Here is a 15424-nt window from a genome sequence, read left to right as displayed (position 1 = left end):
CGGGCCTTTGTTTTTGAAGCGGTGCCTTCGAGGTCAGTCCTCGACCGCCTTGAAGCGTCCCAGGCCTTTCAAGAAGAAGGGCAGGACCAGGGCGATCACCGCGATGCCGAGCAGGGTCGCGGAGATCGGGCTCTGCAGCAGCACCATCGGGTCGCCCAGGCTGATCGAGAGGGCCCGGCGCAGCTGGCTCTCGGCGATCGGTCCCAGGATCAGCCCGACCACCACCGGGGCGATGGGGAAGTCGAACCGCCGCATCAGGAAGCCGAGCACCCCGAACACGGTCAGCATGATCAGCTCGACCGGGGATGGGTTGGCCGCGATGGTGCCCATCGTGGCGAAGACCAGGATGCCGGCATAGAGCCAGGGCTGCGGGATGGCGAGGAGCTTCACCCAAAGGCCGACCAGCGGCAGGTTCAGCACCAGCAGCATGGCGTTGGCGATGAACAGGCTGGCGATCAGGCCCCACACGAGGGCAGGCTGCTCGGCGAAGAGCAGGGGGCCGGGATTGAGGCCGTATTGCTGGAAGCCCGCGAGCATCATGGCGGCCGTGGCCGAGGTGGGAAGGCCGAGCGTCAGCAGGGGCACGAGGGTGCCGGCCGCGGACGCGTTGTTGGCGGCCTCCGGGCCGGCGACGCCCTCGATGGCGCCCTTTCCGAAATCCTCCGGGTGCTTGGTGAGGCGCTTCTCGGTCGCGTAGGACAGGAAGGTCGGGATCTCCGCCCCGCCCGCCGGAAGGGCCCCGATCGGGAAGCCGAACATGGTGCCGCGCAGCCAAGGCTTCCAGGACCGCTTCCAGTCTTCCTTGGTCATCCAGAGCGAGCCGCGGACGGGCTCGAGCTTCTCCTCATGGATGTGGCGGCGTGACGCCACGTAGAGGGCCTCGCCGACAGCGAAGAGGCCGACCGCCAGGGTCGTCACCTCGATGTTGTCGTAGAGCTCCGGAATGCCGAAGCTGAGGCGGGACTGGCCGGACAGGATGTCGATGCCCACCAGCCCGAGCAGCAGGCCGATGAACAGGCTGGTGAGGCCGCGGACCGGGGAATCGCCGAACGTGGCCGAGACGGTCACGAAGGCCACGCACATGAGAGCGAAGTAATCCTCCGGCCCGAAGCTCACGGCGATCTCGACGAGATAGGGGGCGAGCAGCGTCAGGCCCAGGGTGGCGATCGTGCCGGCCACGAAGGACCCGATGGCCGAGGTCGCCAGCGCCGGGCCGCCGCGGCCGGCCTTGGCCATCAGGTTGCCTTCAAGCGCCGTTGCCATGGAGGCGCTTTCGCCCGGCGTGTTGATCAGGATCGCGGTGGTCGAGCCGCCGTACATGCCGCCGTAGTAAATGCCGGCGAACATGATGATCGAGCCCGCGGGATCGAGCTTGAAGGTGATCGGCAGGAGCAGCGCCACGGTGAGCGCCGGGCCGATACCGGGCAGAACGCCGACGGCGGTGCCGAGAAGGACGCCGATGAGGGCGAACAGCAGGTTCATCGGCTGAATGGCGACGGCAAGACCGCTCGCGAGGGACGTGAAGGCTTCCATGGGCAGGGCCTCAGAACAGACGCTCGAGCGGCCCTGCCGGGAGGGACAGGGTCAGGAGCTTGCCGAACAGCAGATAGACGAAGACGGCGATCACGGCGCCGATCAGGAGATCGGTCAGGAACGCCCGGCGGCCGAAGGCGGCCGAGGTGGTGGCGAACAGGATGGCCGTGCCGATCATGAAGCCACCGCCGATCGCGATCAGGACGATCAGGGCTGCAAGACCGCCGAGGATCAGGATGATGGGCTTCCAGTCGAGGCTGTCACGGGGCGGGAGATTGCCCTGCAGGGCTCCGATGCCGTTGCCGATCGCGAGCAGCGTCAGGCCGATCGAGACGACGACCGGCATGACCTTCGGGCCGAGATCGTAGGGGGACAGGATCTGGAGCTTGGTCATGTCCCACCAGACAAGACCGGCCAGGCCGAGAAGAAGAAGCGCGATGACGAGGCCTGCCACGTCGACGCGCCGCTGGGGTGATGTGCTCATAGGTTATCCCAAAAAAGAAGCGCCGCGCTCCGAGAACGCGGCGCTTCCAACGGGCTTTATCTTGAAATTTAAGACTTCACCAGCCCCACGGCGGTGAGCACTTCTTTCGTGCGGGTCTGCTCGTCGGCAAGGATCTTGGTGAAGGCGTCGCCGGACACGTAGGAATCCTCCCAGCCCTTGGCCTTCAGGATTTCCTGCCACTCCTTGGACTTGGCCATCTTGTCCATGGCCTCGGTCAGGGCCTTCTTCTGGTCGGCCGAGATGCCGGGAGGGGCCACGACCGCGCGCCAGTTGGCGATCTCGAGATCGACGCCCTGCGCCTTGATCGACGGCAGGTCGGCGGTGGCCTTGTCGGCCGGCGTGGTGAGGCCGATGAGGCGAAGCTTGCCGGCCTTCACCTGGCTCTCGAACTCGCCGTAACCCGAAATACCCGCCGTCACCTTGCCGCCAAGGATGGCCGCCAGGGCCTCGCCGCCGCCGGAGAACGGGATGTAGTTGATCTTGGTGGGATCGGCGCCCGCCGCCTTGGCGAAGAGAGCCGCCGCGATATGGTCGACGCCGCCCGCGGAGCCGCCGGCCCAGGTCACCTTGGCCGGATCGGCCTTGATGGCGTCGGCGAGTTCCTTGGCGCTCTTGATCGGCGAGTTCGCCGGAACGACGATCGCCTCGTATTCCGCGGTCAGGCGGGCGATGGGGGTCGTCTGGTCGAGGGTGATCGGCGACTTGTTGGTGAGGAGGGCGCCCACCATCACGTAGCCCATCACCATGAGCTGGTTGCCGTCACCCTTGGAGTTGTTGACGAGCTGGGCGATGCCGATGGAGCCGCCGGCGCCCGGAACGTTGGCGACCTGCACGCTCTTGGCGATGCCCGACTGGGTCAGGGCCTGTTGCATGGAGCGAGCCGTCTGGTCCCAACCGCCGCCGGGAGCCGCCGGAGCCATGATCTTGAGCTCCATCTGAGCTGCCGCCGTTGTCACGAACCCTGCCACGGCCGCCGCAGCGAGAGCGCCGCGCCAAAGACCTTTACGAAACTGGCTCATCGATTTCCTCCGTTGACGCCGACATCCGGTCGGCCTGTCGCGGCAGACCCTAATGAGGGAACAGCAGGGCGGCAAGCGGCTTGCACCTTTATCCTTACCGTACCTTCGCGTAAGAGCTGCGCTATTCAGGTGAGCAGCCATGTCTCCGAAGCAGGGCTGGCGGAGGACTTCGGCGAGAACCGTCCTTATATGAATGATCGAGTTGCAGAATTGAGCGGAGACCGCCCCATGTCCTCTTTCGACGTTGACCTCTTCGTGATCGGAGGCGGATCCGGCGGTGTTCGTGCCGCCCGCATCGCGGCGGGCTATGGCGCGAAGGTCATGCTGGCGGAGGAATACCGGGTCGGCGGCACCTGCGTCATCCGCGGCTGCGTGCCGAAGAAGCTGATGGTCTATGCCAGCCGCTTCGCCGACGACTTCCACGATGCGGAAGGCTTCGGCTGGAGCGTCGGCGAGACGCGCTTCGACTGGGCGACCCTGATCCGCAACAAGGACCGGGAGATCGACCGGCTCGAGGGCATCTACCGGGCGAACCTGGAGAAGGCGGGCGTCGAGGTCATCGACAGCCGCGCCGTGATCGAAGACGCCCATACGGTCCACGTGCTTAAGACCGGTGCCCGCATCCGCGCCCGCTACATCCTGGTGGCGGTGGGCGCCCATCCGACCCTGGAGCCCGTGATTCCGGGCGGCGAGCTCGGCATCACGTCCAACGAGGTTTTCCATCTGGACACCCTGCCGAAGCGCATCCTCGTGGTCGGCGGCGGCTATATCGCGGTCGAGTTCGCGGGCGTCTTCGCCGGGCTCGGCAGCGAGGTCACCCTGCTGCACCGGGGCGACAAGCTCCTGCGCGGCTTCGACGAGGATGTCCGCGATGCCCTCGGTGAGGCCTACGCCCAGCGGGGAATCGACCTGGCTCTCGGCACGACCCTCACGCGGCTGGAGAAGACGGCGGACGGGATCGCCGCGACCCTGTCCGACGGCTCGGTGCGGATGGTCGACCAGGTTCTCGTGGCCACCGGGCGGCGGCCCAACACCAAGGGGCTCGGCCTCGAGAAGGCCGGCATCACCGTCGACGAGGTCGGGGCCATCCCGGTCGACGGCTATTCCCAGACCCTCGCGCCCTCGATCTATGCGGTGGGGGACGTGACCAACCGGGCGAACCTCACGCCCATCGCCATCCGCGAGGGACACGCCTTCGCCGATACGGTGTTCGGGGCAAAGCCCACCATCGTCGACCACGACCTCATCCCCACGGCGGTCTTCTCGACCCCGGAGATCGGCGTCATTGGCTGCGGCGAGGCGGCGGCCCGGGCGATCTACGGCGAGATCGACGTCTACAAGACGGCCTTCCGGCCCATGAAGGCCACCCTGTCAGGCGGCAAGGACCGGGTCTTCATGAAGCTCATCGTCGACAAGGCCAGCGACAAGGTGGTGGGCGTCCATATCATGGGGCATGATGCGGGCGAGATGATCCAGCTCGCTGGCATCGCCGTCACCATGGGGGCGACCAAGGCCGATTTCGACCGCACCGTGGCGGTTCACCCAACGGCATCCGAGGAACTGGTCACCATGCGCACGCCCGTGGTGGTCAAGAAGCCGGTGGCGGTGGGATAAAGACGCCCGAGCGCTCTGTCAGAAGGGGAGAGGGGTGAGCCTGATCCATAACGAGCAGACGAAGCTGACGGCGACGGCGCTCAACAACGTCGCCGTCGCGTTCGTGATCGCCGGGTTCGTGGGACCGATGGTGGCCGTCGGGTACGGGTCGGACGCCATGCCGAGGGATGCCATCGCCATCGTGGTCAGCATCATTTGGCTTTTCGTAGGCTTTATCCTACATTCCATAGCGAAGTTGATCTTGAGAGACCTGAAGCCATGACCCTCCTGGAAGCCTATGTCTATTTCGGCATCCCGGTCATCGCCGTCGCGATGGGGTTCGGCGCCCTTTGGATGTCCCGGCGCGAGAGCCGCCAGCGCCACGCCCGCTGAGGAGCGCCATTCTTCCATATCGAAGGATTTGCGGCTCGATTCGAGGCGCCGCGGCATCCGGTCCTCTGGAGCGGGTCTGTGAACTAGCGCACTCGCCTTTTTGAATATGTCGTGTATAGGTGCCGTTTCGTGCCGCTTGTTGCGGTGCACGACGAGAATTTTGAGAAAGGACACGGGGGTAAGTGTCATGACCGAGCGGTGGACGCCCGACAGCTGGAGAAACAAGCCGATCCAGCAGGTGCCGGCCTATCCGGACCTTGAGGCGCTTGAGAGCGTCGAGCAGCAGCTCGCCGGCTTTCCCCCGCTGGTGTTTGCGGGCGAGGCCCGCAAGCTGAAGCGGACCCTGGGCAAGGTTGCCAAGGGCGAGGCCTTCCTGCTCCAGGGCGGCGACTGCGCCGAGAGCTTCGCCGAGCATTCGGCCGACAACATCCGCGACTTCTTCCGCCTGTTCCTCCAGATGGCCGTGGTGCTGACCTATGCGGGCGGCTCCCCGGTCGTGAAGGTCGGACGCGCGGCCGGCCAGTTCGCCAAGCCGCGCTCGGCCCCGACGGAGACCATCGACGGCGTCGAACTTCCGAGCTATCGGGGCGACATCATCAGCGACATCGCGTTCACGCCGGAGGCGCGCACGCCCGATCCGCGCCGCCAGCTCATGGCCTACCGCCAGTCTGCCGCGACGCTGAACCTGATCCGCGCTTTTGCCACCGGCGGCTACGCCAATCTCGAGAACGCCCACCGTTGGATGCTCGGCTTCGTGAAGGATTCCCCGCAATCCTCGCGCTACAGTGAGCTCGCCGAGCGCATCACCGAGAGCCTGAACTTCATGCGGGCCATCGGGGTCGATCCGGAAACCCATCCCGAGATGCGCTCGACGGATTTCTACACCAGCCACGAGGCCCTTCTGCTCGGCTACGAGGAGGCCATGACCCGGGTCGATTCCACGACCGGCGACTGGTACGCCACCTCCGGCCACATGCTCTGGATCGGCGACCGCACCCGCCAGCTCGACCATGCCCATGTGGAATACATGCGCGGCATCAAGAACCCGATCGGGCTCAAGTGCGGCCCGTCGCTCACGGCCGACGGTCTGCTCAAGCTCATCGAAGCCCTCAATCCAGAGGACGAGGCCGGGCGCCTCACCCTGATCTGCCGCTTCGGCGCCGACAAGGTCGCCGATCACCTGCCGGGCCTGATCCGGGCGGTGCAGAAGGAGGGCCGCACCGTGGTGTGGTCCTGCGATCCGATGCACGGCAATACGATCAAGGCGGCCTCGGGCTACAAGACCCGTCCGTTCGAACGTGTCATGGGCGAGGTGAGGGACTTCTTCGCCATCCATCAGGCGGAGGGCACCCATGCGGGCGGCATCCACCTGGAGATGACCGGCAAGAACGTCACGGAATGCACGGGCGGGGCGCGCGCGCTCACCGATGCGGACCTGCGCGACCGTTACCACACCTATTGCGACCCGCGCCTCAACGCCGAGCAGGCGCTGGAAATCGCGTTCCTGACCTCGGAGCTCATCAAGCGCGAGCGCCAGTCAAGGGAACGACCGAGCGCCCTCGCGGCGGAATGAGCGACTGGTCGATTTAAGAAAAAGGGGCGCTTGGGGCGCCCCTTTTTCTTTACGCATACGCAACTCTACTCGTGATTGGGCTTAACTCAGCCAGCCCATGAAGAAGAGGATAAGAATGATCGGCAGAGGGATGCCGATAAGCCAGAGCAGGCCGCCTTTCAACATGTCAGTCTCCCAGTGTTTCGTGTGGAAATAACGAACTGGACTGTTGCGGGTTCCACCAAAAGCTTGAGCTTTGCAGGGAATGTGAAATCGAGAGATTCGAGTTTGCGCGGGACCCATGCCGCGCACTTGGATCAGCCTTGCTCCACGCGCGTTTAAGAGTTCACGGGAAAGCTTTACGCTTGGATTGCTGCCCACCCGGCAGCGCGCTAGATCCCAGCGCATCCTGCGGAAAAGTGGTCCCGGTTTTCCGCGCAGAATGATGCGTCCAGCAAGAAAGGGAGCATCGGATGGCTCTCAAAAGTGGCTTCCACGTTTGAGTCCGACGCTCAGGAATCATGGCTCAGAACACGCTCAAGATCGCCCTCGCCCAGCTCAACCCCATCGTCGGCGACGTCGCCGGCAACGAGGAGAAGGCGCGCCAGGCCCGCGCCGAGGCGGCCCGTCTCGGGGCCGACCTCGTGATGTTCACGGAGCAGTTCCTCGCCGCCTATCCGGCCGAGGACCTGGTGCTCAAGCCGGCCTTTCAGGATACCTGCCGGGCGGCCCTGGAACGCTTGGCGCGGGAGACGGCCGACGGCGGTCCGGGCATGCTGATCGGGCTGCCCTGGCGCGAGGGGGACGCCCTCTACAACGCGTATGCGCTGCTCGACAACGGCGCGATCACCGTCCGCTACAAAGTGGATCTGCCGAACTACGACGTGTTCGACGAGAAGCGCAATTTTGATCCCGGCCCCCTGCCGGGACCGGTGAACTTCCGCGGCATCCGGATCGGCGTTCCGATCTGCGAGGACATCTGGAGCGGCGACGTGGTCGAGTGCCTGGCCGAGACCGGAGCCGAACTGCTCCTGGTGCCGAACGGCTCGCCCTATCATCGCGGCAAGACGGACGAGCGCTTCAGCATCGCCAGCGCCCGGGTGACGGAAAGCGGCCTGCCGCTCGTCTATCTCAACCAGGTCGGCGGCCAGGACGAGCTCGTCTTCGACGGCGCCTCCTTCATCCTTAACGCGGATTGCTCGCTCGCCGGCCAGCTGCCGGCCTTCGAGGAAGCCATCGTCCTGACCGTCTGGGAGAAGGGCGAGGAGGGCTGGGCCTGCCGCGAGGCGCCCGTCGAGACGGTCGAGGAGGGCCGGGAGGCCGATTACGCCGCCTGCGTCCTGGGACTGCGCGACTACGTGGAGAAGAACCGCTTCCCCGGGGTGGTGCTGGGTCTCTCGGGCGGCATCGATTCCGCCATTTGCGCCGCCATGGCGGTGGATGCGCTCGGGCCCGATCGAGTTCATTGCGTGATGCTGCCCTATCGCTACACCTCGGGTGAATCGCTCAAGGACGCGGAGGACTGCGCCAAGGCGCTGGGCGTCCGCTACGACATCCTGCCGATTGCCGAGCCCGTCGAGGGCTTCGAGGCTGCCCTGCAGCCTCTCTTCGCCGGCCGGGAGCGGGACATCACCGAGGAAAACCTCCAGAGCCGCGCCCGCGGCACGATCCTGATGGCGATCTCCAACAAGTTCGGCGCCATGGTGGTGACCACGGGCAACAAGTCGGAGATGTCGGTGGGCTACGCCACCATCTACGGCGACATGAACGGCGGCTTCAACCCGATCAAGGACCTCTACAAGATGGAGGTCTACCGCATCTCGGCCCTGCGCAACCGCTGGAAGCCGGACGGCGCCCTCGGGCCGGACGGCATCGTCATCCCCGAGAACATCCTGTCGAAGGCGCCGACCGCCGAACTGCGCGAGAACCAGAAGGACCAGGATTCGCTGCCGCCCTACGAGGATCTCGACGAGATCCTCCGCGGCCTGGTGGAGGAGGAGCTTCGCGTCTCCGACATCGTGGCCAAGGGCTACGACCTGGAGGTCGTCAAGAAAGTCGAGCGGCTGCTCTATATCGCCGAATACAAGCGCCGCCAGGCGGCGCCCGGCGTGAAGGTGACGCGCAAGAATTTCGGCCGCGACCGCCGCTATCCGATCGTCAATCGCTTCCGCGACCAGGGGCTCGTCGCCCACCGGAAGGACGAGGCCCTGGAGCGCGCCATGGGCAAGCCGCGGGTCGGCCCACAGGACGTTTAGGGTTCTCGAAATCCGCCACGTCATCACCGGGCCTGTCCCGGTGATCCCGATCGCTTGAGACGCCACGCCTTCCCGACCGGGGCCGGGACGAGCCCGGCCATGGCCGGGAGGGTAATCGTGCCCGGTGGTTCGCACGCCGGGAACGAGGGCGAAACGCCCGTCACCCCTTGCGCGGCCGAGCGCGCTTCGCCATAGCATCTGCATGTCCAAGCCCATCGTCCGCTTCGCCCCGTCCCCGACTGGGCACATCCATATCGGCAACACCCGCGTGGCCCTGCTCAACGCGCTCTTCGCGCGCCGGGAGGGCGGCACCTTCATCCTGCGCTTCGACGATACGGACGTGGCGCGGTCGAAGAAGGAATACGCGGATTCCATCGAGACCGACCTGCGCTGGCTCGGCATCCCGCCGGACGTGATCGTCCGTCAGTCCGACCGGTTCGATCTCTATGACGCGGCCGCCGAGCGGCTGAAGGCGGTCGGCCGTCTCTATGCCTGCTACGAGACGCAGGAAGAGCTGGAATTCCGCCGCAAGCGTCAGCTCGCCCGCGGCCTGCCGCCGATCTACGACCGGGCCGCCCTCAGGCTGACCGATGAAGACCGGGCCAAGCTGGAGCAGGAAGGACGCAGGCCCCATTGGCGCTTCCGCCTCGAGCCGACGAACGTCACCTGGGACGATCTCGTGCGCGGGCCCTGCCACGTGGATTGCAGTTCGCTGTCCGACCCGGTGCTGGTGCGAGAGGACGGAACCTATCTCTACACGCTGCCATCCGTGGTGGACGATATCGAGCTCAAGATCACCCATGTGATCCGGGGCGAGGACCACGTCACCAACACGGCGGTGCAGATCCAGATCTTCGAGGCGCTCGGCGCGGCCGTGCCCACCTTCGCCCATCACAGCCTGCTGATCACGGCGAGCGGCGAGGGCCTCTCGAAGCGCCTCGGCCATCTCTCGATCAAGGGGCTGCGCGAGGCCGGCCTCGAGCCGCAGGCGGTGGCCTCGCTCGCCGTGCTGGTCGGCTCGGCGGAGGCAGTGCGGCCCGTTGCCGATCTCAATGACCTCGCGCGCCTGATCGACTTCTCCCATATCTCCCGTGCGCCCGCGAAGTTCGACGAGAGCGAGCTGGAGCATCTGAACGCTCGCCTGATCCACGACATGCCCTACGAGGCCGCTCGTGAGCGGCTGGCGGAGCTCGGGGCCGACGAGGGCGAGGGGTTCTGGAACGCGGTGCGCGGCAATCTGACGAAGGTGCGCGACGCGGCCGAATGGGCGAACGTCGTGCGGGGCCCGGTGTCGCCGGTGATCGAGGACGAGGCGTTCATCGCGGCGGCCACGGCCGTCCTCCCGGCGGAGCCCTGGGATGCCGCGACCTGGAAGGCCTGGACGGAGGCTGTGAAGGCCGCCACAGGCGTGAAGGGCAAGGCCCTGTTCATGCCGCTGCGCCTGGCGCTCACCGGGCTCGACCACGGTCCCGAGCTCGGCGCCCTGCTGCCGCTGATCGGGCCCGAGAGGGCGAGGGCACGGCTGGCCGGGCAGGCAGCTTGAAACACCCGACGTCATGGCCGGGCTCGTCCCGGCCATCCCGATCAGACGAACGCGGCGCCTCACATCATCGGGATCACCGGCACAAGGCCGGTGATGACGTGCGGTGCAATTTTAGGCCTTGATCTTGTAGCCCGTCCGGAAGATCCACCAGACGGCGCCGAGGCAGATCAGCATGAACACCAGGGTCATGAGAAGGCTTAACGCCACGCCCACGTCGGCGACGCCGTAGAAGCTCCAGCGGAAGCCGCTCACGAGATAGACCACCGGGTTGAACAGGGCCACCGTCTGCCAGAAGGGCGGCAGCATGTTGATGGAGTAGAAGCTGCCGCCGAGGAAGGCCAGAGGGGTCACGATCATCAGGGGCACGACCTGCAGCTTCTGGAAGCTGTCGGCCCAGATGCCGATGATGAAGCCGAAGAGGCTGAAGGTCACCGAGGTCAGCACCAGGAAGGCGATCATCCACACGGGATGTTCGATGGAGAAGTCCACGAAGAGCCGTGCCGTGACCAGGATGATCGTGCCGATGATCACCGACTTGGTGGCCGCCGCCCCCACATAGCCGATCACCGTCTCCAGCGCCGAGATGGGCGCGGACAGGATCTCGTAGATGGTGCCGGAGAATTTCGGCATGTAGATGCCGAAGGAGGCGTTCGAAATGCTCTCCGTCAGGATGGACAGCATGATCAGGCCCGGCACGATGAAGGCGCCGTAGCTCACGCCGTCGATATTGGCCATGCGCGACCCGATGGCGGATCCGAACACGATGAAATAGAGCGAGGTGGAGAGCACCGGCGAGGCGATGCTCTGCATCAGCGTGCGCCAGGTGCGCGCCATCTCGAACAGGTAGATGGCTTTGATGGCATAAAAGTTCACGAGCGCCCCCTGACCAGACTGACGAAGATCTCCTCGAGCGAGCTCTCGGAGGTCTGCAGGTCCTTGAAGTCGATGCCGTGCTCGCTCAGGCGGCGGAGAAGTCCCGCAATGCCCGTCTCCTGCGTCTGCGTGTCGAAGGTGTAGACGAGTTCGGTTCCGTCGGCGGAGAGTTGCAGGCTCTCGGATTGCAGCTCCGGCGGCAGGCTTGCGAGAGGGCTTTGCAGGTGCAGGGTCAGCTGCTTCCTGCCGAGCTTCTGCATCAGGACGTGCTTGTCCTCGACCAGAATGATCTCGCCCTTGCTGATCACCCCGATGCGGTCGGCCATCTCCTCGGCCTCCTCGATATAGTGGGTGGTCAGGATGATCGTGACGCCGTTTCCCCGAAGGCGGCGGACCATGTTCCACATGTCGCGCCGCAGCTCCACGTCGACGCCGGCGGTCGGCTCGTCGAGGAAGAGGATCTTGGGCTCGTGCGACAGGGCCTTGGCGATCATGACCCGGCGCTTCATGCCGCCGGAGAGCGTCATGATCTTGCTGTCGCGCTTCTCCCACAGGGAGAGATCCTTCAGGATCCTCTCGAGATAGACCGGATTGGGCGGCTTGCCGAAGAGGCCCCGGCTGAACGTCACCGTCGCCCATACGCTCTCGAAGGCATCGGTGGTCAGTTCCTGAGGAACGAGGCCGATCTTGGTGCGGGCGGCCCGGTAGTCGCGGATGATGTCGTGGCCGTCCGCCGTGACCTTGCCCGTGCTCGGGTTGACGATCCCGCAGACGATGCTGATGAGCGTGGTCTTGCCGGCGCCGTTGGGCCCGAGCAGGGCGAAGATCTCGCCCCGGCGGATCTCCAGGTCGACCGACTTCAGGGCCTGGAAGCCCGACGCGTAGGTCTTGCTGAGGCCCGAGACGGCAATGATGGGATCGGACGCACCCGCCGGGCGGGGCATCTCGAGGGAATCGAGCGGTTTCATGCCGGGTTGATAGCATGACCGTGGGCAGGGTGGAACGGACGGCATTCCTGCCCGAATGGGGAGGCTACGACCAACCTTCCGTCATCAGCGGCCTTGTGCGGTGAATCCCGCTTGCTTGAAGCGCCGCGCCTCATCTTGTCGAGATGGCCGGCACAAGGCCGGCCATGACGTGGGTGCGTGCTCGCTCGGCCTGAGACCGACGGGGAGCCGTCTTCGGTCAGGCGATCAGTTCTGCGCGTGCGGAACCGGGATGACGTTCGGGGCGATCACCCGGACCGTCTTCTTCTGGCCATTGCCCGCCTCGACCTCCTGCTTCGAGCCTTCGCCCTGGCCGACCACGGCATTCGTCTCGATCGATTGCGGGCCGATGCCGGCCGATTCCTTGCTGGCCGTCGGAGCGGCTGCGGCGATCTCGGCCGCTTCCTTGGTCTCGTCGTCGGCCTTCTTGTCGGCGGCCTTGCGGGCCGCCTGCGTCTTCGGCCGGGAGAGCTCCTCGGCTTTCTCGGCGGTCACGATCAGGTCGCCCTTGCGCTGCTGGAGCATGCTCTCGGCCTTGCGCAGGACCACGGCCCAGCTTTCATCCGACTTCTTGCAGGCGCAGCTCTCGTCGAAGCTCTTGCGGAACTTGAAGGCGTTCGCGAGCGACGTATAGGGCTGGTTCGTGGACAGGGAGGCGGCCCGGTTCAGGCCCTGATCGCCGCCCGGATAGGCATAGGCCAGGGTCTCCGTGCCGGGGCAGAGGGCCTGACACATCTCGTTCGCGCTCTGGCCGCCGCCCGGAGGCGTAGTCAGCGGGAAGAACGACCCGTCGCAGGTCTTCACGCAAATCAGGCGGCCGCCGCCCATGGAGGGTGGCCCGTCATCGGCGATGATCGGCTGGCCCTCGGGCATGATTTGCTGCTGCGGCTGCTGCTGGCGCGGGGCGCCGAACAGGGATTCGAAGAAGCCGCGCGGCTGGTCGGTGGAGCAGGTCTGCTGGACGGCCACCTGCAACTGCCGGCGGCGCGCCTCGATCTGGCTCTGGTCGACGGCCTGAGACGCGAGACGGGCATAGCCGGCCTCGAGCTGGCGGATCTGCCCGGCGATCGAGCCGCATTCGGCCGGGGCCGGGCCGGCCAGGAAGCCGAGCGGGCCGCGCTCGCAGCCGATGTTGCGGTAATAGCCGACGAGGCGGTTGATCTCTGCCCGCTGCGCCTGCATCTGGCCGGTCGGCGCGCTCCCGCCGCTGCGCTCCAGGGACGCCAGCTCGGCCTGGAACCGCTGGCACTGCGCCGACTGGGCATAGGCCGCCTGGCCGGCGGCCAGGAAGGCCGCGACGGCGATGAGGGAGCGGAGAAAAGATGTCTTTGCCATTGAGCTGATCGCAGAACCGGTCCGTTACGGCGTCGAATGCCTGGATAGGCTGGTCATGTGCCGCTGGAATTTGACCCTATTATGATTAACGCCTTGCCTGCTTCCAGGGAAGCTGTCTAGCTCCCTTCAGACCGGCACCAGCGAAAAGTGATCCTGCATGTACTCCCATACGACCATCGGGACAAATGACCTCACCCGCGCCAGGGGCTTCTACGACGCGGTGCTGGCGCCCCTGGGGCTCGAGGTCCGGTTCTCCGACGACACCATGATCGGCTGGGGACAGCCCGGCGGGCGGCCGCAATTCCTGGTCGTGCGCCCGTTCGACGGCCGGAAGCCGAGCCCGGGCAACGGCTCGATGATCGCCCTTCTGGCTCCGAGGCGCAGCCTGGTCGACGCCTGCTACGCCGCCGCGATGGGGAACGGTGGCACGGACGAGGGAGCCCCGGGCCTGCGTCCGCACTACCATGCCGATTATTACGGCGCCTATTTCCGCGACCCCGAAGGCAACAAGATCTGCATCGTCAGCCATCACGCCGAAGAGGCTCTCGTCAAAGCCCGGAACCATCCCCACATGTCAGCCTGACCGTGGGAGTTGAATGAACCGATGCTTGCTCGAAATGCCCTGGCTCTGGCCGTGACCCTGGCTGCCGTGACCGGTGCCGCCGCCCAGGAGCCTGACCTGATCTTCAAGAAGTCCACGGTCTGGCGGGCGCTCACCCCGGACGACAAGCTGGCGGTCTACGGGCTCGACGATCCCGTGGTCGAGGGCGTGGCCTGCCACTACACGACCCCGGAGCGCGGCGGCATCTCGGGCACCTTCGGCGTGGCCGAGGAAGTGTCCGACATCTCGCTCTCGTGCCGGCAGGTGGGGCCGGTGAAGTTCAAGCAGAAGTTCGGCCAGGGCGACGTGGTGTTCAGCGAGCGTCGCTCGCTGATCTTCAAGAAGATGCAGATCGTCCGCGGCTGCGACGCCAAGCGCAATACCCTGGTCTACATGGTCTATTCCGACCGGCCCATCGAAGGTTCGCCCAAGAACTCCACTTCGACCGTTCCTCTGATGCCCTGGGGCACCGAGGTGCCGCCCAAATGCGGCGAATGGCTCAACAAATAGGGCGGGCGGGAGATAGGAACCATTCCGGTCGTCATGACCGGCCTCGTGCCGGTCATGACGTGTGGCTGAACTGCTGCCGAGTCTTCAAACCGAGCCTTCATTCAACAGCAGCCTCGCGGCCGTCGCCCACATGATGATGCCGATCCCGATGTCGAGGATGCGCCACGTGACCGGCCGGGCGAAGAGCGGCTTCAGCAAGCGCGCGCCGAAGCCGAGGGCGAAGAAGAACGTGAAGGAGGCCATCATGGCGCCGGTGGCGAACCAACCCTTGCCTTCGTCGAACTGGGTCGAGATCGAGCCGATCAGCACCACCGTGTCGAGATAGACGTGCGGGTTGAGCCAGGTGAAAGCCAGGCAGGTGAGCACCACCCGGCGAAGGCTCTCCGGTGCTGCCTCGGACGGCCTTAACGAGGCCGACCCGAGCGCGGCCAGGAAGCTGCGCGCCCCGTAAGCCACGAGAAACGCGGCGCCGCCATAGAGCAGAACCGTCTCCACCCAGGGGACCCGTGCGCTGAGCTGCGCGAAACCCGCTATCCCGGCCAGGATCAGCGCCGCATCCGAGAGTGCACAGGTGAGGCACACGGCGAGAACATGCTGGCCGCGCAGCCCTACGCGCAACACGAACGCATTCTGGGCTCCGATGGGAAGAATCAGGCTGAGGCCGAGAAGGAAGCCGGCGAGGAGGGGAGCGGTCATGTCGAGGGTCCGATTGGGATTTGACGTTTC

The 15424-nt window shown here is 65.9% G+C and carries 14 protein-coding genes; 7 read left to right on the top strand and 7 right to left on the bottom strand.

The window, feature by feature from the left end; genetic code table 11:
- Positions 1-33: 33 nt before the first annotated feature.
- From HPT29_RS16895 to HPT29_RS16885, 3 genes are all read right to left on the bottom strand, one after another.
- Positions 34-1533, bottom strand: coding sequence for a tripartite tricarboxylate transporter permease (locus HPT29_RS16895; protein WP_173949219.1), 1500 nt, complete (start codon positions 1531-1533; stop codon positions 34-36).
- Between the two features lie 10 nt (positions 1534-1543).
- Positions 1544-2017, bottom strand: a complete 474-nt coding sequence (locus HPT29_RS16890; protein WP_173949220.1) for a tripartite tricarboxylate transporter TctB family protein — start codon at positions 2015-2017, stop codon at positions 1544-1546.
- Between the two features lie 68 nt (positions 2018-2085).
- Positions 2086-3057 carry a Bug family tripartite tricarboxylate transporter substrate binding protein gene (locus HPT29_RS16885; protein WP_173949221.1) on the bottom strand — a complete coding sequence of 324 codons (972 nt, stop codon included), beginning with the start codon at positions 3055-3057 and terminating at the stop codon, positions 2086-2088.
- A gap of 228 nt (positions 3058-3285) precedes the next feature.
- On the opposite strand from HPT29_RS16885, the gene gor reads away from it, so the two are divergent.
- The 5 genes from gor to gltX all read left to right on the top strand — a co-directional run bounded on the left by gor (position 3286) and on the right by gltX (position 10393).
- Entirely contained in the window at positions 3286-4671 is a 1386-nt protein-coding gene (gene gor / locus HPT29_RS16880; RefSeq protein ID WP_173949222.1) for a glutathione-disulfide reductase, read from the top strand.
- 34 nt (positions 4672-4705) lie between these two features.
- On the top strand, positions 4706-4933 hold the full coding sequence (locus HPT29_RS16875) for a hypothetical protein (protein ID WP_173949223.1): 228 nt from the start codon (positions 4706-4708) through the stop codon (positions 4931-4933).
- 297 nt (positions 4934-5230) lie between these two features.
- A complete protein-coding gene (locus HPT29_RS16870) occupies positions 5231-6616 on the top strand; it encodes a class II 3-deoxy-7-phosphoheptulonate synthase (RefSeq protein ID WP_173949224.1) in 1386 nt (461 codons plus the stop codon).
- 500 nt (positions 6617-7116) lie between these two features.
- Positions 7117-8850 (top strand): NAD+ synthase, encoded by a 1734-nt coding sequence (locus tag HPT29_RS16865; RefSeq protein ID WP_173949225.1) that lies wholly within the window; start codon positions 7117-7119, stop codon positions 8848-8850.
- Between the two features lie 202 nt (positions 8851-9052).
- Entirely contained in the window at positions 9053-10393 is a 1341-nt protein-coding gene (gene gltX, locus HPT29_RS16860) for a glutamate--tRNA ligase (protein WP_173949226.1), read from the top strand.
- Between the two features lie 111 nt (positions 10394-10504).
- Here the strand turns inward: gltX and HPT29_RS16855 are convergent, their stop codons facing one another.
- The 3 genes from HPT29_RS16855 to HPT29_RS16845 all read right to left on the bottom strand — a co-directional run bounded on the left by HPT29_RS16855 (position 10505) and on the right by HPT29_RS16845 (position 13587).
- Positions 10505-11266, bottom strand: coding sequence for an ABC transporter permease (locus HPT29_RS16855; RefSeq protein ID WP_173949227.1), 762 nt, complete (start codon positions 11264-11266; stop codon positions 10505-10507).
- The gene (locus HPT29_RS16850) at positions 11263-12234 is read right to left on the bottom strand and encodes an ABC transporter ATP-binding protein (protein WP_210272267.1); all 972 of its coding nucleotides are present in this window, start codon (positions 12232-12234) and stop codon (positions 11263-11265) included. Before HPT29_RS16850 ends, HPT29_RS16855 begins: the two co-directional genes overlap by 4 nt.
- A gap of 225 nt (positions 12235-12459) precedes the next feature.
- Positions 12460-13587: a DUF2865 domain-containing protein gene (locus HPT29_RS16845; protein ID WP_173949228.1), complete on the bottom strand. Its 1128-nt coding sequence runs from the start codon at positions 13585-13587 to the stop codon at positions 12460-12462.
- Positions 13588-13744: 157 nt separating this feature from the next.
- On the opposite strand from HPT29_RS16845, the gene HPT29_RS16840 reads away from it, so the two are divergent.
- Both HPT29_RS16840 and HPT29_RS16835 read left to right on the top strand, forming a co-directional pair.
- Positions 13745-14170 carry a VOC family protein gene (locus HPT29_RS16840; RefSeq protein ID WP_173949229.1) on the top strand — a complete coding sequence of 142 codons (426 nt, stop codon included), beginning with the start codon at positions 13745-13747 and terminating at the stop codon, positions 14168-14170.
- A 21-nt stretch (positions 14171-14191) separates the two neighbouring features.
- Positions 14192-14698 carry a CreA family protein gene (locus HPT29_RS16835; RefSeq protein WP_173949230.1) on the top strand — a complete coding sequence of 169 codons (507 nt, stop codon included), beginning with the start codon at positions 14192-14194 and terminating at the stop codon, positions 14696-14698.
- An 84-nt stretch (positions 14699-14782) separates the two neighbouring features.
- Here HPT29_RS16835 and HPT29_RS16830 read toward each other — a convergent pair whose 3' ends face one another.
- Positions 14783-15394 (bottom strand): LysE/ArgO family amino acid transporter, encoded by a 612-nt coding sequence (locus HPT29_RS16830; RefSeq protein WP_173949231.1) that lies wholly within the window; start codon positions 15392-15394, stop codon positions 14783-14785.
- Positions 15395-15424: the final 30 nt, after the last annotated feature.

This window comes from Microvirga terrae (assembly GCF_013307435.2).
GTDB lineage: Bacteria > Pseudomonadota > Alphaproteobacteria > Rhizobiales > Beijerinckiaceae > Microvirga > Microvirga terrae.
The sequence above is the reverse complement of the archived record's forward strand: the minus strand, read 5'-3'. Positions and strand labels throughout refer to the sequence as shown.

Bases quoted from the DNA above. Each gene is read 5' to 3' on its own strand.
- HPT29_RS16895 (WP_173949219.1), bottom strand. From the start codon at position 1,533: ATGGAAGCCTTCACGTCCCTCGCGAGCGGTCTTGCCGTCGCCATTCAG.
- HPT29_RS16850 (WP_210272267.1), bottom strand. From the start codon at position 12,234: ATGAAACCGCTCGATTCCCTCGAGATGCCCCGCCCGGCGGGTGCGTCC.
- HPT29_RS16890 (WP_173949220.1), bottom strand. From the start codon at position 2,017: ATGAGCACATCACCCCAGCGGCGCGTCGACGTGGCAGGCCTCGTCATC.
- HPT29_RS16870 (WP_173949224.1), top strand. From the start codon at position 5,231: ATGACCGAGCGGTGGACGCCCGACAGCTGGAGAAACAAGCCGATCCAG.
- HPT29_RS16835 (WP_173949230.1), top strand. From the start codon at position 14,192: ATGCTTGCTCGAAATGCCCTGGCTCTGGCCGTGACCCTGGCTGCCGTG.
- HPT29_RS16885 (WP_173949221.1), bottom strand. From the start codon at position 3,057: ATGAGCCAGTTTCGTAAAGGTCTTTGGCGCGGCGCTCTCGCTGCGGCG.
- HPT29_RS16865 (WP_173949225.1), top strand. From the start codon at position 7,117: ATGGCTCAGAACACGCTCAAGATCGCCCTCGCCCAGCTCAACCCCATC.
- HPT29_RS16845 (WP_173949228.1), bottom strand. From the start codon at position 13,587: ATGGCAAAGACATCTTTTCTCCGCTCCCTCATCGCCGTCGCGGCCTTC.
- gltX (WP_173949226.1), top strand. From the start codon at position 9,053: ATGTCCAAGCCCATCGTCCGCTTCGCCCCGTCCCCGACTGGGCACATC.
- HPT29_RS16830 (WP_173949231.1), bottom strand. From the start codon at position 15,394: ATGACCGCTCCCCTCCTCGCCGGCTTCCTTCTCGGCCTCAGCCTGATT.
- HPT29_RS16840 (WP_173949229.1), top strand. From the start codon at position 13,745: ATGTACTCCCATACGACCATCGGGACAAATGACCTCACCCGCGCCAGG.
- gor (WP_173949222.1), top strand. From the start codon at position 3,286: ATGTCCTCTTTCGACGTTGACCTCTTCGTGATCGGAGGCGGATCCGGC.